Genomic DNA, 14807 nt, shown 5'->3' on the forward strand with positions numbered 1-14807 from the left:
CATCCGGGTTTCTGCGCACAGGCGCTGACTTAGTCCCTTGGAATAAGGTGCCTTCCCCGCGAAAGCGGGGATCCAGGGGCCGCCAAGAACCACGCCTCGGTGCCCTTGGCTCCTGGACCCCCGCTTTCGCGGGGGAGGCAGGGAGGGTGCAATGGGTTAACTTAGCGCCTATTCGCGGAAGCCAGGATGACGGAAAGCAACGATGGCCTCAGCGCAAACGCTGAACAACCTTACCAATTCCCACCCCTGCGCGCGGCTCCCCGCCAACAGGGCCGGGGCGGAAAGCCGGGTGCGGATGGGGCACCCGGCTTTTTGCGTTTGGGGGGAGGGGGGGGGCTTAACCCGCGTTCCGGCAGTTCGCGGCGATCCAGGCTTCCAGCGCCGCTTCGTCCATCGTGCCGGCGGCGACGGCCAGCATCACGCGCGTGGCTTCCGCTTCGGCCACGTCCAATTGCCGTCCATGGACCTTCAGGAAGGCGACCATGACGGCAAAGGCGATGCGTTTATTGCCGTCGATGAAGGCACGCGCCTTCGACACACCGACCCCATACAGGGCCGCCAACCGCTCCTTTGTCACCAATTCACCATAGGCGACCAGATTGCGCGGCCGGGCCAACGCCCCTTCCAGCAGGCCGATATCCCGCACCCCCGGCATCCCGCCGAACCGCTCCACCAGCCGCGCGTGCCAATTGACGGCCAGATGCGGCGGAATCCAGGTCCATTCCCTCACTTGGCGAGGTCCCGATAGGTCTCCGGATACCGTTCCAGGCTCCACTCGAACGCCGCATCCAGGGCCGCCTCTCCGGGGGCCGCATGCCGGATTTCAATGACCCCATCATCGCGGACCAGCAACGACAGCTCATCCCCTTGGCTAAGCCCCGCCGCCTCCAGCATGTCCTTGGGAATCGTCACCGCCAGCGAATTGCCGCGCGGGGAGAGCTTTGCGGTGTTCTTTATCATGGGGTGGCTTCCAGGCTTTCCTGTTGTGATAACGTATGTTGTAACGACTAAGATTGCAAGACGGGATGCGGATGGGGCGCCCGCCTTCTTTCGTTTTTTGGGGCGTCTGTCACGCGCGGGTTCCGTGCTGCGGCTTGATAACGCCACGATCCTGCATCCATCACCGGGGCCTTCGGAGCCGCCGACCACGTCACCTTTATCAACCAAAGGCAGCTTGATTGTTGCTTTGTGAAGGCTTCAGTACGATCCTCCCGGGGTGGTCCGGGAGGGGGTGATGTTCGCTGAGTGTGAGCTTCTTTCGATTGTGCGGACCGCTGGCGATGCGGTTGCTGCCTTGGGCGAGCCGGGCGCGGGTGCCCGGTTCCAACTGTCCTTTTCATAAGAGGATGGATATGAGGCTGCCGACCTACCGCTCGATTCTGCTGCGCGTTGCCGTCGCCGCGCTGGTCCTGGCCGTGCTGGCGGGCACTGCGGCCTTTCTTGTTGATGTGGAGATGGCGGACGACCGCGTTTCCGGATTGGCCAAGCTCGAATCTGCGGCGTTCCTTGCCGACGCCCGCAACGCCCTGTCCACAGAAGGCGATGACCAGCGCATCGGCGACCTGCTACAGCAGTTCATGCTCGGTCGGATCGAAACCGGAGGGACGGCGGCAGATGGAGACTTTGTCGTGGCGGAAGTCTATGACAGCACCCGCCGCAAGGTCGCCGAATATGTGGCGCCGGGAGCCGAGTGGGCGGAAGAGCGGCTGCAAGCGGGCCGTCACCAGTTTCCGGATATCGGTGAGTTTCAGTACGAGCGGTTCCACTTGGATGGCAGTATCTTCATCCAGACCTTGGAACCGTTATCCGACCCGAAGGGGCGGCTTCTCGGCTATTTCGAAAGCGTCTACCGCCTGTCGCACGAGCGTTCGGACGAAATCGTCAAGAACACCGTGACGGTTATCGCGGTCTCCACTTTGTCGGTACTGGCAGCGGCGCTGGTGCTGTCACCGATCTTCGTCGCCTTCAACCGTGGCGTCATGGGACTGTCGCACCGGCTTCTCGATGCCAATATCGAGATTCTTACCGTGCTGGGCAGCGCCATCGCCAAGCGCGACAGCGATACCCATGCCCACAATTACCGTGTGACCATCCTCGCCATCCGTCTGGCCGAGGCGATGGATTTCGACGCCAGCGCGATCCGCCGGCTGGTCAAGGGGGCCTTCCTGCACGATGTCGGCAAGATCGCCATCCCCGATCGCATCCTGCTGAAACCCGGCAAGCTGGACGCCGACGAGTTCGCGCTGATGAAGACCCACGTCGCCCATGGGCTGGACATCCTGCGTTCGTCGGAATGGCTGGCTGATGCGGCCGATGTGGTGGGGGGCCACCACGAGAAGTTCGACGGAACCGGCTATCCCGCCGGATTGATTGGCGAAGCGATCCCGGCTGCGGCGCGGGTCTTCGCCATCGCCGATGTGTTCGACGCGCTGACCTCCCGCCGTCCTTATAAGGATCCGATCCCCTTCGACAAGGCGATGACCATTCTGCGCGATGGTGCCGGGCAGCATTTTGATCCGGTGATGCTGTCGCGTTTCTCCGGCATCGCCGAAAACCTGCACGCGCAGCTTACCGCGCTCGGCGACGTTGGTGTGGAGGAGGAACTGCGCCGGCTGGTTGGTGTGTATTTCGTCGGTCACAGTTGAGACCGGCGCGATGACCTGACGGCCCGACGTGGATATCCCCCTCCGCCAGACCGGCGAAGGGGGCCCAACCTCAACCCAACCCCAAACCTCAGAACTTATACCCCGCCGTCAGGGTCCAGGTCAGCGGTTCGCCCACGGCGATGGCGCTGCTGCTGGGGGCGGTGGTGAAATATTCCTTGTCGGTCAGGTTCTTGCCCGAGAGCGTCAGGCTCCAGCTGTCATTTTCCGACAGCAAGGCGACCGAGGCGTTGATCAGGCCGACAGCGTCGGTCTTCAGCAGGTTGGCGACGGTGGAGTAATAATCACCCTGGTGCTGATAGCTGGCGGTCAGGCGCAGCTTGGCCTGGTCCTGCCAGAAGGGCGCCGTGTCATAGGATGCACCCGTCTGCACCGACCAGGGGGCGACCAGGGGCAGATGTTCGGCCCCGGCCACGGCGGCGTCCGACAGCGGGTTCTTGGACAGGAACTTGTCGTCCATCACGCCCAGATTGGCGAACAGGTTCAGCCCGTCCACCGGCACGAAGGTCAGTTCCAGTTCGGCCCCGTTCACCCGCGCCTTGCCGATATTCTTGATGGCGTAGGAGCCGGTGCCCACCTGTTCGGTCTGTTGCAGATCGTTCAGGACATTGCGATAGACGGCGAGATTGGCGCGCAGGCGGCCATCCAGCGCCGTGGCCTTCAACCCGCCTTCATAGGCCCAGACGCTCTGCGGGTCATAGACGGTGCCGAAGACCAGCGGGTTGGCGACCGCCAGCCCGTTGAAGCCGCCGGCCTTGAAGCCCTTGGACACCGTGGCATAGGCAAAGACATCGTCGGTCAGCTTGTAATCCACACCCACCTTGGGCGACCAGCTGTCAAAGCTGGGGTCGCGCTGCACGGAGACGAGCGCAATGGCCGGGCCAGGGGCAAAGGGCAGGTAGTTCTGGATGGTGCCATCCAGTTTCTTCTTGTCCTTGGTATAGCGCAGGCCGCCGGTCAGCGACAGGCGGTCATCGATGTTATAGGTGGCCTGGGCGAAGGCGGCATAGCTGTCGGTGGTGCTGTCGATGGTCTGCGGCAGCACGGACATGGTGAAGAACTGACCCAGCACCAGCTGGTCCTTCATCACCTGCAGGCTTTCCTCGCGGAAATAATAAAGGCCGGTGATCCAGTTCAGCTTGCCGTCAAAGCCGTCGCCCTGGAACTGAAGCTCCTGGCTGTACTGGTCGGTGCTGCTCTGCCCGTCGCGGACGAGGCCGTTGGGGCGATAGGTGCCGTCGGCATTGCGGATGCCGCCCGACAGGTCGAAGGTGAAGCCGTCATCGGTGCCGACAAAGGCGGAAATGGAGCGCACGGTGACGGCGCCCAGCTCCGCGCTGATATCCAGCGAGACGGTGGTCTGTTCGGTATGGCCGTCCGGTTTGGCCGTGGACAGGCTGGTATAGGCCGAGCCGCCGCGCGGAATGGCATCGCTGGTCGACAGGGCATTGGCGGCCAGCGTGGGGTAGGTGACCGGCCAGGTGACGGGGATCAGGTTGGCCGGGCCGTCGTTGTTGTCGTCCGTGCGGGTGACGGACAGGGTGGCCTTCAGCCCCTCATGCCCATAGAAATGCAGCTTGCCGCGGATGGCCTTGTTGGTCTGGCCGAACACATCCTCGTTGCGGGCGACATTGTGGACATAGCCGTCCACATCCTTGTAGAGCACGGAGACCGACGCCCCCAGGCTATCCTCGATCAGGTCGCCGCCCCAGGAGGCGGACGCGTGCTTTTCGCCATAATTGCCGAAGCCGGCGGCGACATTGGCCCATTCATCCTGGCCCGGCGTGCGGGTCACCAGCTTGATGGCGCCGGAGAAGGAATTGCGGCCATAAAGCGTGCCCTGCGGCCCGCGCAGCACTTCCACCCGCTCCACATCCGCCAGTTCCAGGTTGGACCCGGCCAGACGCCCGCGATAGACATCATCGACATAGAAGGCGACGGCCGATTCAGACGTGACCAGCCCGCCTGACTGTTCCGACCCACCGCGCAGGCCCACCTGCAACGTCGACCGGCTGGCCGTCACCGGCATCAGGATCAGGTTGGGCACGACGGCGGTCAGATCTTCGGAACTGGCCACCCCCTGGTCGGTCAGGGCATCGGCCGTCAGGGCGGTGACGGCCACGGGCGTCACCTGCAAGGACTGTTCGCGCCGCTGCGCGGTGACGATGATTTCCTCAATCGCGGGGGCATCGGCGGCCAGCGCCGGCAGGGCCACCCCGGTCAGGGCGGTGGCCAGCAGCAGGGTACGGCGGGTCTTGGTCACAAGGCTCATGGCGTGAAGCATCCTTTTCATCTGTTCTGAATACTCGCTGCGCATTCCCAGGCCATCCCCGATCCATGTCAGGGCAGCCCTTCGGCCAGCGATGCCCGCGGGGCGCGGGTCTTCCTTCGCCGCCGGCGGGTGCCGCGGCGTTGATTGGGGGGAGGGGGGTGTTTCACGCCGCTCTCTTCCGTCATCCCGGCGAAAGCCGGGACCCAGGGGCCAAGCGTCCGACCTATCGGCAGCTTTGATCGATGCCCGCGTCGGCGGTTGGTCCTGTGGCCCCTGGGTCCCGGCTTTCGCCGGGGTGACGGGGAAGGGCGCGAGGGGCGAGGTGCCCCCCGTCACACCACCATGCAGACAGTCTTCAGTTCCAGGTAGTTATCGATGGCCCCGGCCCCGCTTTCGCGGCCCCAGCCCGATTGCTTGAAGCCGCCGATGGGCAGGGCCACGTCCCAGAAGGAATGGCAATTGACCCAGACGGTGCCGGCGCGGATGTCCGACGACAGGCGGTGCGCGGCCGACAGGTCGCGGGTCCAGACACTGGCGGCCAGACCGAATTCCGTGTCATTGGCGGCGGCCACGACCTCTGCCACGTCGTCGAACGGGGCGACGACGACGACGGGGCCGAACACTTCCTCACACACGATGGCCGACTTGGGATCGGCATTGGTGATGATGGTGGGTTCGATGAAGGTGCCCGTCTCGCCCAGTTGCCGGCCGCCGGCCACGATGGTGGCGCCATCGGCCACGGCCCCGTCAATATAGGCCTTCACCCGGTCGGCCTGACGCCGGCTGACCAGCGGGCCCATCTGGGTCTGCGGGTCCAGGCCGTTGCCCAGGCGGATATTGCGGGCGATGTCGGCCAGGCCCGCCACCACCTTGTCAAAGATGGAGCGGTGGACATAGAGGCGCGAGCCCGCCACACAGACCTGCCCGCCATTGAAGAAGATGGCGTTGGCCGCCCCCGGAATGGCGGCATCCAGATCGGCATCGGGCATGATCACCACGGGCGACTTGCCGCCCAGTTCCAGGGTCACCTTCTTCAGATTGCCCTTGGCACCGTCCAGGATGGCGCGGCCCGTGACGGTGGAGCCGGTAAACGCCACCTTGTCCACATCCCGATGCGAAGAGAGCGCGGCGCCCACGACGGACCCCAGGCCAGTCACCACATTGACCACGCCCGCCGGCACGCCGGCCTCGACCAGCAGTTCGGCCAGGCGCAGGGCCGTCAGCGACGTTTCCTCCGCCGGCTTCAGCACCACGGTACAACCGGCGGCCAGGGCCGGGGCCAGCTTCATGGCATGCATGATCAGCGGCGAATTCCACGGCGTGATGGCCGCCACCACCCCCACCGGTTCCTTGCTGGTGAAGGACTGGATGCGGGTGCCCGGCGGCTGATAGGTGATGTTGGACGGGATGGTGCTGCCCGTCACCTTGGTACACATGCCGGCAAAGAAGCGGAACTGCTCCGCCGCCATCGGGATCTCGGCCCAACGACCGACATAGTAGGCCTTGCCCTGGTCGATGGTTTCCAGTTCCGACAGCTCGTCCAGATGCGCGTCGATGACGTCGGCGATGCGCCACAGCAGCTTGGCGCGGGCGGCCGGCACCATATTGCGCCAGGCCGGATCGTTGAAGGCGGCCCGCGCGGCGGCCACGGCGCGGTCAACATCGCCGGCATCAGCCGCCGCGATCTGGGCGATCACCTCCCCCGTCGCCGGGTTGATGGTGGGGATATGGCGGCCGGACGCCGGTTCCACCCATTCCCCGTTGATCAGCAGACGGTGATGGGTGCGCCCCAACCACTGGCGGGTGGCTTCCTGTGCGGGTGCGACCCTGTCGATACCCAATTCCATCCGTACCCCCGTATCGTTCGTGACGCCCTGAACGGCGATAGTTGTTTTGGGAGGCAATAGTGGGCATCGCAGGCAAACCTGTCAGACCCGGTTGTGGATTTATCCGCTGTGTGGGCATGGGCCGCCTATTGGACAATCAGGATTGATCATTTCCTGTTCAGGCGTCTTTACGGCCGGGGATTACGGGATTTCTGTTTAAGGTGCATTGTTCATTTGCGGAATTATCCGGATAGTCATTGTTGACGCCCCCGTCGGAGGGGGTGCCCTCTAGTGAGGGGCATGACATCTTCCCGTCGTCCACCGCCCACCGCTCGATCCGCTTGCGGCCGGCACTGTCATTGACCAGTTCCTACACCCGTGTCCGCCCGATATCGTCATAGAGCCAATCCGTCCGCGACAGGATCGTCTGCGCCGTCTGCGGAGACACGGCCGTGCCACCCGCCCGCGTCCCCTCATACAGTCGCCATGGACGTTATAGGTGAAGCCGGTGGTCAGGTTCTTGTGGCGGGGACGGTCCATCATCCACCACCTGTGTGGCCAGCGTTCAGAAAGGGTCAATAAAATAGCTATCAAGATGCAGCCGTTAAAGACCCAGTTATTTGGATGCAAATGTGAAACGGCTTTTTGTTGTTGTACCAGTGATTAAATTGAATCATCATTGATTCAATAAAGTCAAAAATACCTACATCTAATCTCGACACACTTCCGCCAGCTCGATCAATTATCATTACAACTCCAGAAGATTTATATGACTTCGTGATCATATCGTCTAGAAATCTAACCCATTCATCCTCATTATAAGGAGGATTTTGCAAATTTAATTTCTTTCCAAAAAAATTCATCAGTTCTGTAGTGTTGATATTGTCGTTTCTTGCATCAAAAATGGCGACTTCTATCCCAGACGCAGTTGCTAGTTCAATTTCACTACGAGCATGTTTCAGGTCATGCTCCTCCGAAAAGTGCAGACATGCGCTTGTTGAAGTCGATATGCCAATGTATCCGCGCATTATTCACTCCTGATGATATTTTATGGCGATCCATACGTTGGTGACATCGCGTTTGCGCTGTAATGGTATGGGGAATAGTAATATATATTTTCTGGGATATGTGCAATCCGGCCCGGACCGGGGTCCTCAATGGGCCCAAAAAATATATATCGTATAGTTTATTTACGCCACCAAGTAGATTAATCCGCTTATCATTAGCACTAAGAATCTTCCTGCGGCTAAACTCTCCGCTTCTAGCCGATATAAGTATTATCGTTGTTGAAGCTGCAATTTCATCCTCAGTGCTAAATGCGGCGTGTTCCGCACATAAGCATACCGGTTCAACCCATCCTTGATGCGATGGGATCAAGCCGCATCCACCTCCCGTCCTGCGGATCGTACGCCCGGTTGGGCGTGTGGTACAGGCTCGTTTCCACATCAGACCGCATCCCGGCATAGCGGAAAGCCGGTCCCCGGCGCCTGCCTGCGGGGAATTGCCGTAGGCGTCGTAGCCATAGGCTCCGCCCAGCTTGCCGTCGGGCCGCAGCCAGCCGATGGCGTCGCTGCACCGGAAACATACCCTGACCTGACCGCCAGACGGACAAATGGGTTCCCGTCGGTGACATCGTTGTCCCCTTGCCATCAAGCTGCGGCAAAGGATGTGAAGAACGGGGATAGGAATGAGCATGTCACGCAGCCTGCGCGCGGCCCTGGCGGCCGGTCTTTTCGTTTCGGCCATGGCCCTGGCGGGCATGGCGCGGACGGCGGAGGGGTGGCGCAATCCCGCGCTGTCGCCGGATGAACGGGCGCGGCTGCTGGATGCGGAATTGAGCCTGGATGAACGGGTCGGCCTGCTGCACGGGCCCATGGCGCTGAGCTTTCCCGGTGGCCCGCCGATCCCGGCCGGGTCCGTGGGCGGGGCGGGCTTCATCCCCGGTGTCGCCCGGCTGGGCATCCCCGCCTTGAAGGAAACCGACGCCAGCCTGGGGATCAGCAATCCCGGCGATGTGCGGCCGGGCGACACGGCCACGGCGCTGCCGTCCGGTCTGGCGCTGGCGGCCAGTTTCAATGCCAGGCTGGCGCATGAGGGCGGGGCCATGATCGCGCGGGAGGCGGCGGCCAAGGGCTTCAATGTCCTGCTGGCCGGTGGCGCCAACCTGGCGCGCGACCCGCGCAATGGCCGCAATTTCGAATATTTGGGCGAAGACCCGCTGCTGGCCGGTACGCTGGCCGGGGAAAGCATCAAGGGCATCCAGAGCCAGCACATCATCTCCACGGTCAAGCATTTCAGCCTGAACGGGCAGGAGACGGGCCGGTTCTACGCCAATTCCATCATCAGTGAGGCGGCGCATCGCGAAAGCGACCTGCTGGCCTTTCAGATCGCCATCGAGAAGGGCCAGCCCGGTTCCGTCATGTGCGCCTATAATCTGGTGAATGGCGCCTATTCCTGCGGCAATGACCATCTGCTGAATGGGGTGCTGAAGGGAGATTGGGGCTACAAGGGCTGGGTCATGTCGGACTGGGGTGCCGTGCATGGCACCGACTATGCGGCCAAGGGCCTGGACCAGCAGTCGGGCGAACAGCTGGACCAGCAAATCTGGCTGGGCGAGCCGCTGAAGCAGGCCGTCGCGGCTGGCACCATCCCGGCCGCCCGCCTGTCCGACATGTCGCAGCGTATCCTGCGGTCGATGTTCGCGGCCGGCCTGTTTGACGGAAAGCCCGCAACGCCTGCCATCGATGCCGCCGCCCATGCCGCCATCGCCAAGCAGGTGGCCGATGAAGGCATCGTGCTGCTGTCCAACCCCAGGGGCCTGCTGCCCATCGCGCCCACGGTCAAGCGCATCGCCATCATTGGCGGCCATGCCGATGCCGGCGTGCTGTCGGGCGCGGGATCGTCGCAGGTGACGGGGGTCGGCGGCAATGCGCGGGTCGTGCCCATCGGCGGCGACGGGCCCATGGCCATGTGGGGGCGGCAGATTTTCCACGCCTCCTCACCGCTGAAGGCGCTGCGCGCCGCCCTGCCGGGGGTGGAGGTGATGTTCGGCGACGGGCGTTATCCGGCCGAAGCCGCCGCCCTGGCGGCCAAGGCCGATCTGGTCCTGGTCTTCGCCAATCAATGGATGGCGGAAGCGCTGGACGCCTATGACCTGTCGCTGCCGCAGGGTCAGGACGCGCTGATCCAGGCGGTGGCCGCGGCCAACCCCAACAGCATCGTCGTGCTGCAAACCGGCGGGCCCGTCGCCATGCCCTGGCTGGACAAGGTGGGCGGGGTCGTCGCCGCCTGGTACAGCGGGCAAAAGGGGGGCGAGGCCATTGCTGACGTGCTGACCGGCAAGGTCAACCCGTCCGGCCGCCTGCCCGTGACCTTCCCGGTCAGCCTGGACCAGTATCCGCGCCGCGACCTGCCCGGTTGGGGCCTGCCCAAGAAGCAGCAATTCGATGTGGTCTATGAGGAAGGGGCCGATGTCGGCTATCGCCGGTTCGCGGCCAAGGGCCTGACGCCGCTGTTCCCCTTCGGCCATGGCCTGTCCTACACCAGGTTCGGGTATGAGAACCTGTCGGTGAAGGGTGGCGACACGCTGAGCGTCAGCTTCGACGTGGTCAATCAGGGCGACCGCGCCGGCAAGGACGCGCCCCAGGTCTATCTGGCCGATGCGGGCGGCAAGCCCCTGCTGCGCCTGATCGGCTTCGACAAGGTGGACCTGAAACCCGGCGAGCGAAGCCGCGTGACGGTGAAGGCCGATCCCCGCCTGCTGGCCCATTTCGATGAGGGGGCCCGGCGCTGGCGCATTGATGGCGGCCGCTACACGGTGGTGGTGGGCCCGTCGGCCGCGGTTGCCACGCTGACCGGCAGCGCCAAGGTGACGAAGCGCACGCTGGCACCGTAAGGTGCCTCATCACAAACCGCGCAAACGGAAACGATTCCATTTATGCTGGACGGACCCGAAAGCCCCTGCCCAAGGTCCGTCCCATGCGCGTTCTTGCCCTGTCGTTCCTTGCCCTGTCGCTGTTGTCCGGTACGGCGCTGGCGAACCCCGTCCTGCCGGCGGACGGGCCGAAGCTGACCATCGACGGCCTGAGCTTCCGCGATTTGAACCGCGACGGCACCCTGAACCCTTATGAAGATTGGCGCCTGTCGCCAGAGGTGCGGGCCGCCGATCTGGTGGCGCGGATGCGCCTGGAGGAAAAGGCCGGGGCCGCCACCCATGGCACGGCCCCCGTGCCCGGCGGGGTGATGGCACCGGGCCCCGCCTATGACCTGGATGCCGCGCGCGCCATGATCCTGGGCCGGCATGTCACCAGCATGATCAGCCGCATGGCCATCAAGCCGGCCGATTTCGCGGCGGAAAACAACAAGCTGCAGGCCATCGCGGCCGACGGTCGGCTGGGTATCCCCATGACCATCAGTTCCGATCCGCGCAGCCATTTTCAGGAAACCGAAGGTGCCTCGGTCGCGGTCAGCGGTTTCTCGCAATGGCCGGAGCCCATCGGGCTGGGCGCCATCGACGATCCGGCCCTGACCCGGCAGTTCGCGGCGATTGTGCGGGCGGAATATCGGGCCGTGGGCATTGCCATGGCCCTGTCGCCGCAGGCCGATCTGGCCACCGAGCCGCGCTGGCCGCGCATCAACGGCACCTTTGGCGAGGACCCGGACCGGGTGGCAGCCCAGGTCACGGCCTATGTCCAGGGCATGCAGGGCGCCGACGATCATCTGGCCCCTGACGGCGTGGCCGTGGTCATCAAGCATTGGGCGGGCTATGGCGCGGAGATCGAGGGGTTCGATGCCCACAACTATTATGGCCGCTTCACCGACTTCACAGCCGGGCATTTCGACCTGCATGTGAAGCCCTGGCTGGGCGCCTTCGCGGCCGGGGCGGCGGCGGTCATGCCCACCTATACCATCCAGAAGGGGCTGGTGCTGGACGGCAAGCCCGTGGAACCCGTGGGCGGCGGGTTCAGCAAGGAGTTGCTGACGGGCCTGCTGCGCGGCACGCACGGGTTCAAGGGCATGGTTCTGTCCGACTGGTCCATCACCAGCGACTGTCCGGAAAGCTGCCGCACGGGCAACCCGCCACAGCAGCCGCGCGATATCGGCAATTCCTGGGGCATGGAGGATCGGCCGGCGGCCGAGCGCTATGCCAAGGCGCTGGAGGCCGGCATCGACCAGTTCGGCGGTGTCGATGATGGCACCCCCATCGTTTCGGTGGTTCGTCAGGGGCTGGTGAAGGAGGCGGTGCTGGACCGGGCCGTGGAACGGATCATGGAACTGAAATTCCGCCTGGGCCTGTTTGAAAACCCCTTTGTCGATCCTGTCGCCGCCGGTCGCATCGTGGGGGCTGCTGACAAGCTGGCGGCTGGCCGCGCGGCGCAGGTGCGGTCGCTGGTCGTGCTGGAAAACCGGCTGGGGTCGGCACCGCTGCGGCCGGGGGCGAAGCTGCATCTGTACGGGGTCGATCCGGCTGTGGCGCGGGCGGCGGGGTTCGATGTGGTGGACGGGCCGGGGCCGGGCGTGGTCTCGCTGCTGCGGCTGGTCACGCCCTGGCAGGTGGTCCACCCCAACCATTTCTTCGGCAAAAGCCAGCATGAAGGCGATATCGATTTCAAGCCGGACCATCCGGGGTTGGCGGCCGTGCAGGCAGCAGCGAAGGCCGGCGGGAGCGTGATCGTGCTGGTGCAGATGGACCGGCCGGCCATCGTCACGCCGCTGAAGCCGCTGGCCGGCATGCTGATCGCCGGGTTCGGCATCACCGATGCGGCCCTGTTCGATGCGCTGACGGGCAAGGGGGTGCCTAAGGGGAGGCTTCCCTTCGAGCTGCCGTCCAGCATGGAGGCCGTTCGGGCGCAATCGCCGGCCCTGCCGCATGACAGCCGCGACCCGCTCTATCCCATCGGGTTTGCGGGGGCGGGGCGGTAGGTCAGAGCGTCACATCATCATGCCCAGCCCGGCCCAGGCACCCAGTTCGGTGCGCAACCGGTCACGGTGGGTGGCCAGCAGCACGGTCAGCAGCAGCCGCGCCTTGCGCCCGTCCAGGCTGCCGCCATCGATCAGGCCGCCAGCCAGCAGATGGGCCGCCGTGCCCACTCCTTGATAGGTGCCCTGCGGGTCGGTGTCGCCCTGCGGGCAGCGGCTGACCAGCAGCACGGGCTTGGCCGCGGCCACGGCCAGCAGCGGGGCGGCCAGCGCCTGGGGCACATGGCCCGACCCCAGCGCCTCCACCACCAGCCCGTCCCAGGCCGGGGCCAGGAACGGTTCCACCAGCAGCGGGTCGGCATCCAGGGTCACGGTCAGCAGGCCGACGCGCGGCCCCCGGTCCTTGCCATCGGCCCAGAGATAGGGGCCGGGGGCGGGCAGGGGCTGTTGGGTCAGGCGCACGCGGCCGGTGACGACGGACCCGACGGGACCGAAGCCCGGACTGTCGAAGGCGGCGATGCGGCCGGCATCCATCTTGCGCACCAGCCGGGCGGCGTGCAGTTCGCCGGCCATGCAGACGAAGGTGCCCTGCACGCGGCCGGCCAGCGACCGGGCCGTGACCAGCGCGTCGCGCAGATTGCCCGGCCCTTCCGCCCCGGCCGCATCGGCCGTGCGCATGGCGCCGGTCAGCACCACGGTGGCTTCCGGTGGCGCCAGCAAGGACAGGAGGAAGGCCGTCTCCTCCATCGTGTCGGTGCCCTGCACCACGACAAAGGCTTCAACACCCGTGGCCGCCTGGATGCGCATGTCGGCGGCCATGCCGCGGATATCGGCGACCGTCAGGTTCTGGCTGCCCACGCTGCGCAGCGGCTGGATGGCGATGGAGCCATCGGTATCGATGCCGGCTGCCTGCAACAGGGCGCGGCTGTCGGCCGGATCGGCCTTGCCCGCCACGGCCAGGATGGTGCCGCCCAGAAGATAAAGGATGGTGGTCCCGGCCTTGCCCGCCATGGTCGCCCGCATAAGAAGATGCCGATGCCGCCGGTATGGCGCCGGTCGCGGCCGCTGACCAGTGCCCTTTTGGCGACCCGGATCGTCTTGATTGGAACGGTTGCGCGGCGCGGGCCGGGTCAGGCCGACGCGGCCAGCGTCAGGGCGGCGAAGGGCAGCTGCGGGGTGGCGCTGGCCACGCAGTTGCGGCCCGAGCTTTTGGCCTTGTACAAGGCGCGGTCGGCGGCACCGACCAGCGCCATGGCGGCACTGGCCCACGCTTCCGGTTCGGCCAGGGGCGGGATCAGCGTGGCGATGCCGACACTGACTGTGACCACGCTGCCACTGGGGCAGATTTCATGCGGCAGGGACAGGTCCGACACCGACCGCCGCAGCATGTCCCCCACCTTGCAGGCATGGGCCTGATCGCAGCTGGGCAGCAGCACGGCGAATTCCTCCCCCCCGAAGCGGGAGACCAGATCGCCGGCGCGATGCACCGTGTTTGACAGCGCCGTCGCGACGGCGCGCAGGCAGTCGTCGCCGGCCTGATGGCCATAATGGTCGTTGTAGAGCTTGAAATGGTCGACATCGAGCATGGCCAGCGACAGCGGCGCCGTGCCCCGGGCCAGCCGCCGCACTTCCTGGGCCAGCGACAGGTCGAACTGCCGCCGGTTGGCAATGCCCGTCAGGCCATCAATGGTGGCCAGCCGGCGCAGCATGTCGCTGCGCTGCTTCAGGGTCAGGTGCGTGCGCACCCGCGCTTCGACGATACGCGGGTTGAAGGGCTTGGCGATGAAATCGACGGCACCCGCTTCCAGGGCCCGCACCTCCGAGCCCGCGTCGCTGTGCGAGGTGATGAACAGGATGGGCACCCCGTCCATTTCCGGCAGCAGGCGCAGGGCTGAACAGGTGGCGAACCCGTCCATCCCCTCCATCTCCGCGTCCAGAAGCACCAGATCGGGGCTTTCCTCCCGCGCGGCCACCAGCGCATCTTCACCGCAGGTGGCAAAGACGACAGCACCGAATCCCGATACGACCTGTGCCAGCAGCCGGATCGTACCGACATCATCGTCGACGATCAGGATGCGCGCAGGCGGCGGGCTGCTATGGGGAAGGGGCGGACTGTCCATCAGCGGG

The 14807-nt window shown here is 65.0% G+C and carries 11 protein-coding genes; 3 read left to right on the top strand and 8 right to left on the bottom strand.

Annotation, left to right across the window (positions count from 1 at the left end):
- Window positions 1-337: 337 nt before the first annotated feature.
- Both ACODTW_RS12485 and ACODTW_RS12490 read right to left on the bottom strand, forming a co-directional pair.
- On the bottom strand, window positions 338-730 hold the full coding sequence (locus tag ACODTW_RS12485; RefSeq protein WP_488946345.1) for a type II toxin-antitoxin system death-on-curing family toxin: 393 nt from the start codon (window positions 728-730) through the stop codon (window positions 338-340).
- Window positions 727-960, bottom strand: a complete 234-nt coding sequence (locus tag ACODTW_RS12490) for an AbrB/MazE/SpoVT family DNA-binding domain-containing protein (protein ID WP_488946346.1) — start codon at window positions 958-960, stop codon at window positions 727-729. Before ACODTW_RS12490 ends, ACODTW_RS12485 begins: the two co-directional genes overlap by 4 nt.
- Before the next feature lie 392 nt (window positions 961-1352).
- Between ACODTW_RS12490 and ACODTW_RS12495 the strand changes: the two genes are divergently transcribed.
- Entirely contained in the window at window positions 1353-2645 is a 1293-nt protein-coding gene (locus tag ACODTW_RS12495) for an HD-GYP domain-containing protein (RefSeq protein ID WP_488946347.1), read from the top strand.
- Window positions 2646-2733: 88 nt separating this feature from the next.
- On the opposite strand, the gene ACODTW_RS12500 is transcribed toward ACODTW_RS12495, so the two are convergent.
- The 4 genes from ACODTW_RS12500 to ACODTW_RS12515 form a co-directional block, all read right to left on the bottom strand.
- A complete protein-coding gene (locus tag ACODTW_RS12500) occupies window positions 2734-4935 on the bottom strand; it encodes a TonB-dependent receptor (protein ID WP_488946348.1) in 2202 nt (733 codons plus the stop codon).
- 332 nt (window positions 4936-5267) lie between these two features.
- The gene (locus tag ACODTW_RS12505; protein WP_488946349.1) at window positions 5268-6782 is read right to left on the bottom strand and encodes an aldehyde dehydrogenase family protein; all 1515 of its coding nucleotides are present in this window, start codon (window positions 6780-6782) and stop codon (window positions 5268-5270) included.
- Window positions 6783-7351: 569 nt separating this feature from the next.
- Window positions 7352-7789: a hypothetical protein gene (locus tag ACODTW_RS12510; RefSeq protein ID WP_488946350.1), complete on the bottom strand. Its 438-nt coding sequence runs from the start codon at window positions 7787-7789 to the stop codon at window positions 7352-7354.
- 320 nt (window positions 7790-8109) lie between these two features.
- Complete coding sequence (locus ACODTW_RS12515) at window positions 8110-8394, bottom strand: RHS repeat-associated core domain-containing protein (protein WP_488946351.1); 285 nt, start codon at window positions 8392-8394, stop codon at window positions 8110-8112.
- A 54-nt stretch (window positions 8395-8448) separates the two neighbouring features.
- Here ACODTW_RS12515 and ACODTW_RS12520 point away from each other — a divergent pair, with 54 nt between their 5' ends.
- Both ACODTW_RS12520 and ACODTW_RS12525 read left to right on the top strand, forming a co-directional pair.
- Window positions 8449-10656 (top strand): beta-glucosidase, encoded by a 2208-nt coding sequence (locus ACODTW_RS12520; protein WP_488946352.1) that lies wholly within the window; start codon window positions 8449-8451, stop codon window positions 10654-10656.
- A gap of 83 nt (window positions 10657-10739) precedes the next feature.
- Window positions 10740-12683, top strand: coding sequence for a glycoside hydrolase family 3 protein (locus tag ACODTW_RS12525; RefSeq protein WP_488946353.1), 1944 nt, complete (start codon window positions 10740-10742; stop codon window positions 12681-12683).
- Window positions 12684-12692: 9 nt separating this feature from the next.
- Here ACODTW_RS12525 and ACODTW_RS12530 read toward each other — a convergent pair whose 3' ends face one another.
- A complete protein-coding gene (locus ACODTW_RS12530) occupies window positions 12693-13703 on the bottom strand; it encodes an asparaginase (protein ID WP_488946354.1) in 1011 nt (336 codons plus the stop codon).
- A gap of 107 nt (window positions 13704-13810) precedes the next feature.
- Complete coding sequence (locus ACODTW_RS12535) at window positions 13811-14800, bottom strand: diguanylate cyclase domain-containing protein (RefSeq protein WP_488946355.1); 990 nt, start codon at window positions 14798-14800, stop codon at window positions 13811-13813.
- Window positions 14801-14807 lie beyond the last annotated feature (7 nt).

The organism is Niveispirillum sp. FG148, from assembly GCF_057809655.1.

Coding starts and splice junctions, on each gene's coding strand:
- ACODTW_RS12490 (WP_488946346.1), bottom strand. CDS start 960: ATGATAAAGAACACCGCAAAGCTCTCCCCGCGCGGCAATTCGCTGGCG.
- ACODTW_RS12495 (WP_488946347.1), top strand. CDS start 1,353: ATGAGGCTGCCGACCTACCGCTCGATTCTGCTGCGCGTTGCCGTCGCC.
- ACODTW_RS12500 (WP_488946348.1), bottom strand. CDS start 4,935: ATGAGCCTTGTGACCAAGACCCGCCGTACCCTGCTGCTGGCCACCGCC.
- ACODTW_RS12505 (WP_488946349.1), bottom strand. CDS start 6,782: ATGGAATTGGGTATCGACAGGGTCGCACCCGCACAGGAAGCCACCCGC.
- ACODTW_RS12510 (WP_488946350.1), bottom strand. CDS start 7,789: ATGCGCGGATACATTGGCATATCGACTTCAACAAGCGCATGTCTGCAC.
- ACODTW_RS12515 (WP_488946351.1), bottom strand. CDS start 8,394: ATGTCACCGACGGGAACCCATTTGTCCGTCTGGCGGTCAGGTCAGGGT.
- ACODTW_RS12520 (WP_488946352.1), top strand. CDS start 8,449: ATGAGCATGTCACGCAGCCTGCGCGCGGCCCTGGCGGCCGGTCTTTTC.
- ACODTW_RS12525 (WP_488946353.1), top strand. CDS start 10,740: ATGCGCGTTCTTGCCCTGTCGTTCCTTGCCCTGTCGCTGTTGTCCGGT.
- ACODTW_RS12530 (WP_488946354.1), bottom strand. CDS start 13,703: ATGCGGGCGACCATGGCGGGCAAGGCCGGGACCACCATCCTTTATCTT.
- ACODTW_RS12535 (WP_488946355.1), bottom strand. CDS start 14,800: ATGGACAGTCCGCCCCTTCCCCATAGCAGCCCGCCGCCTGCGCGCATC.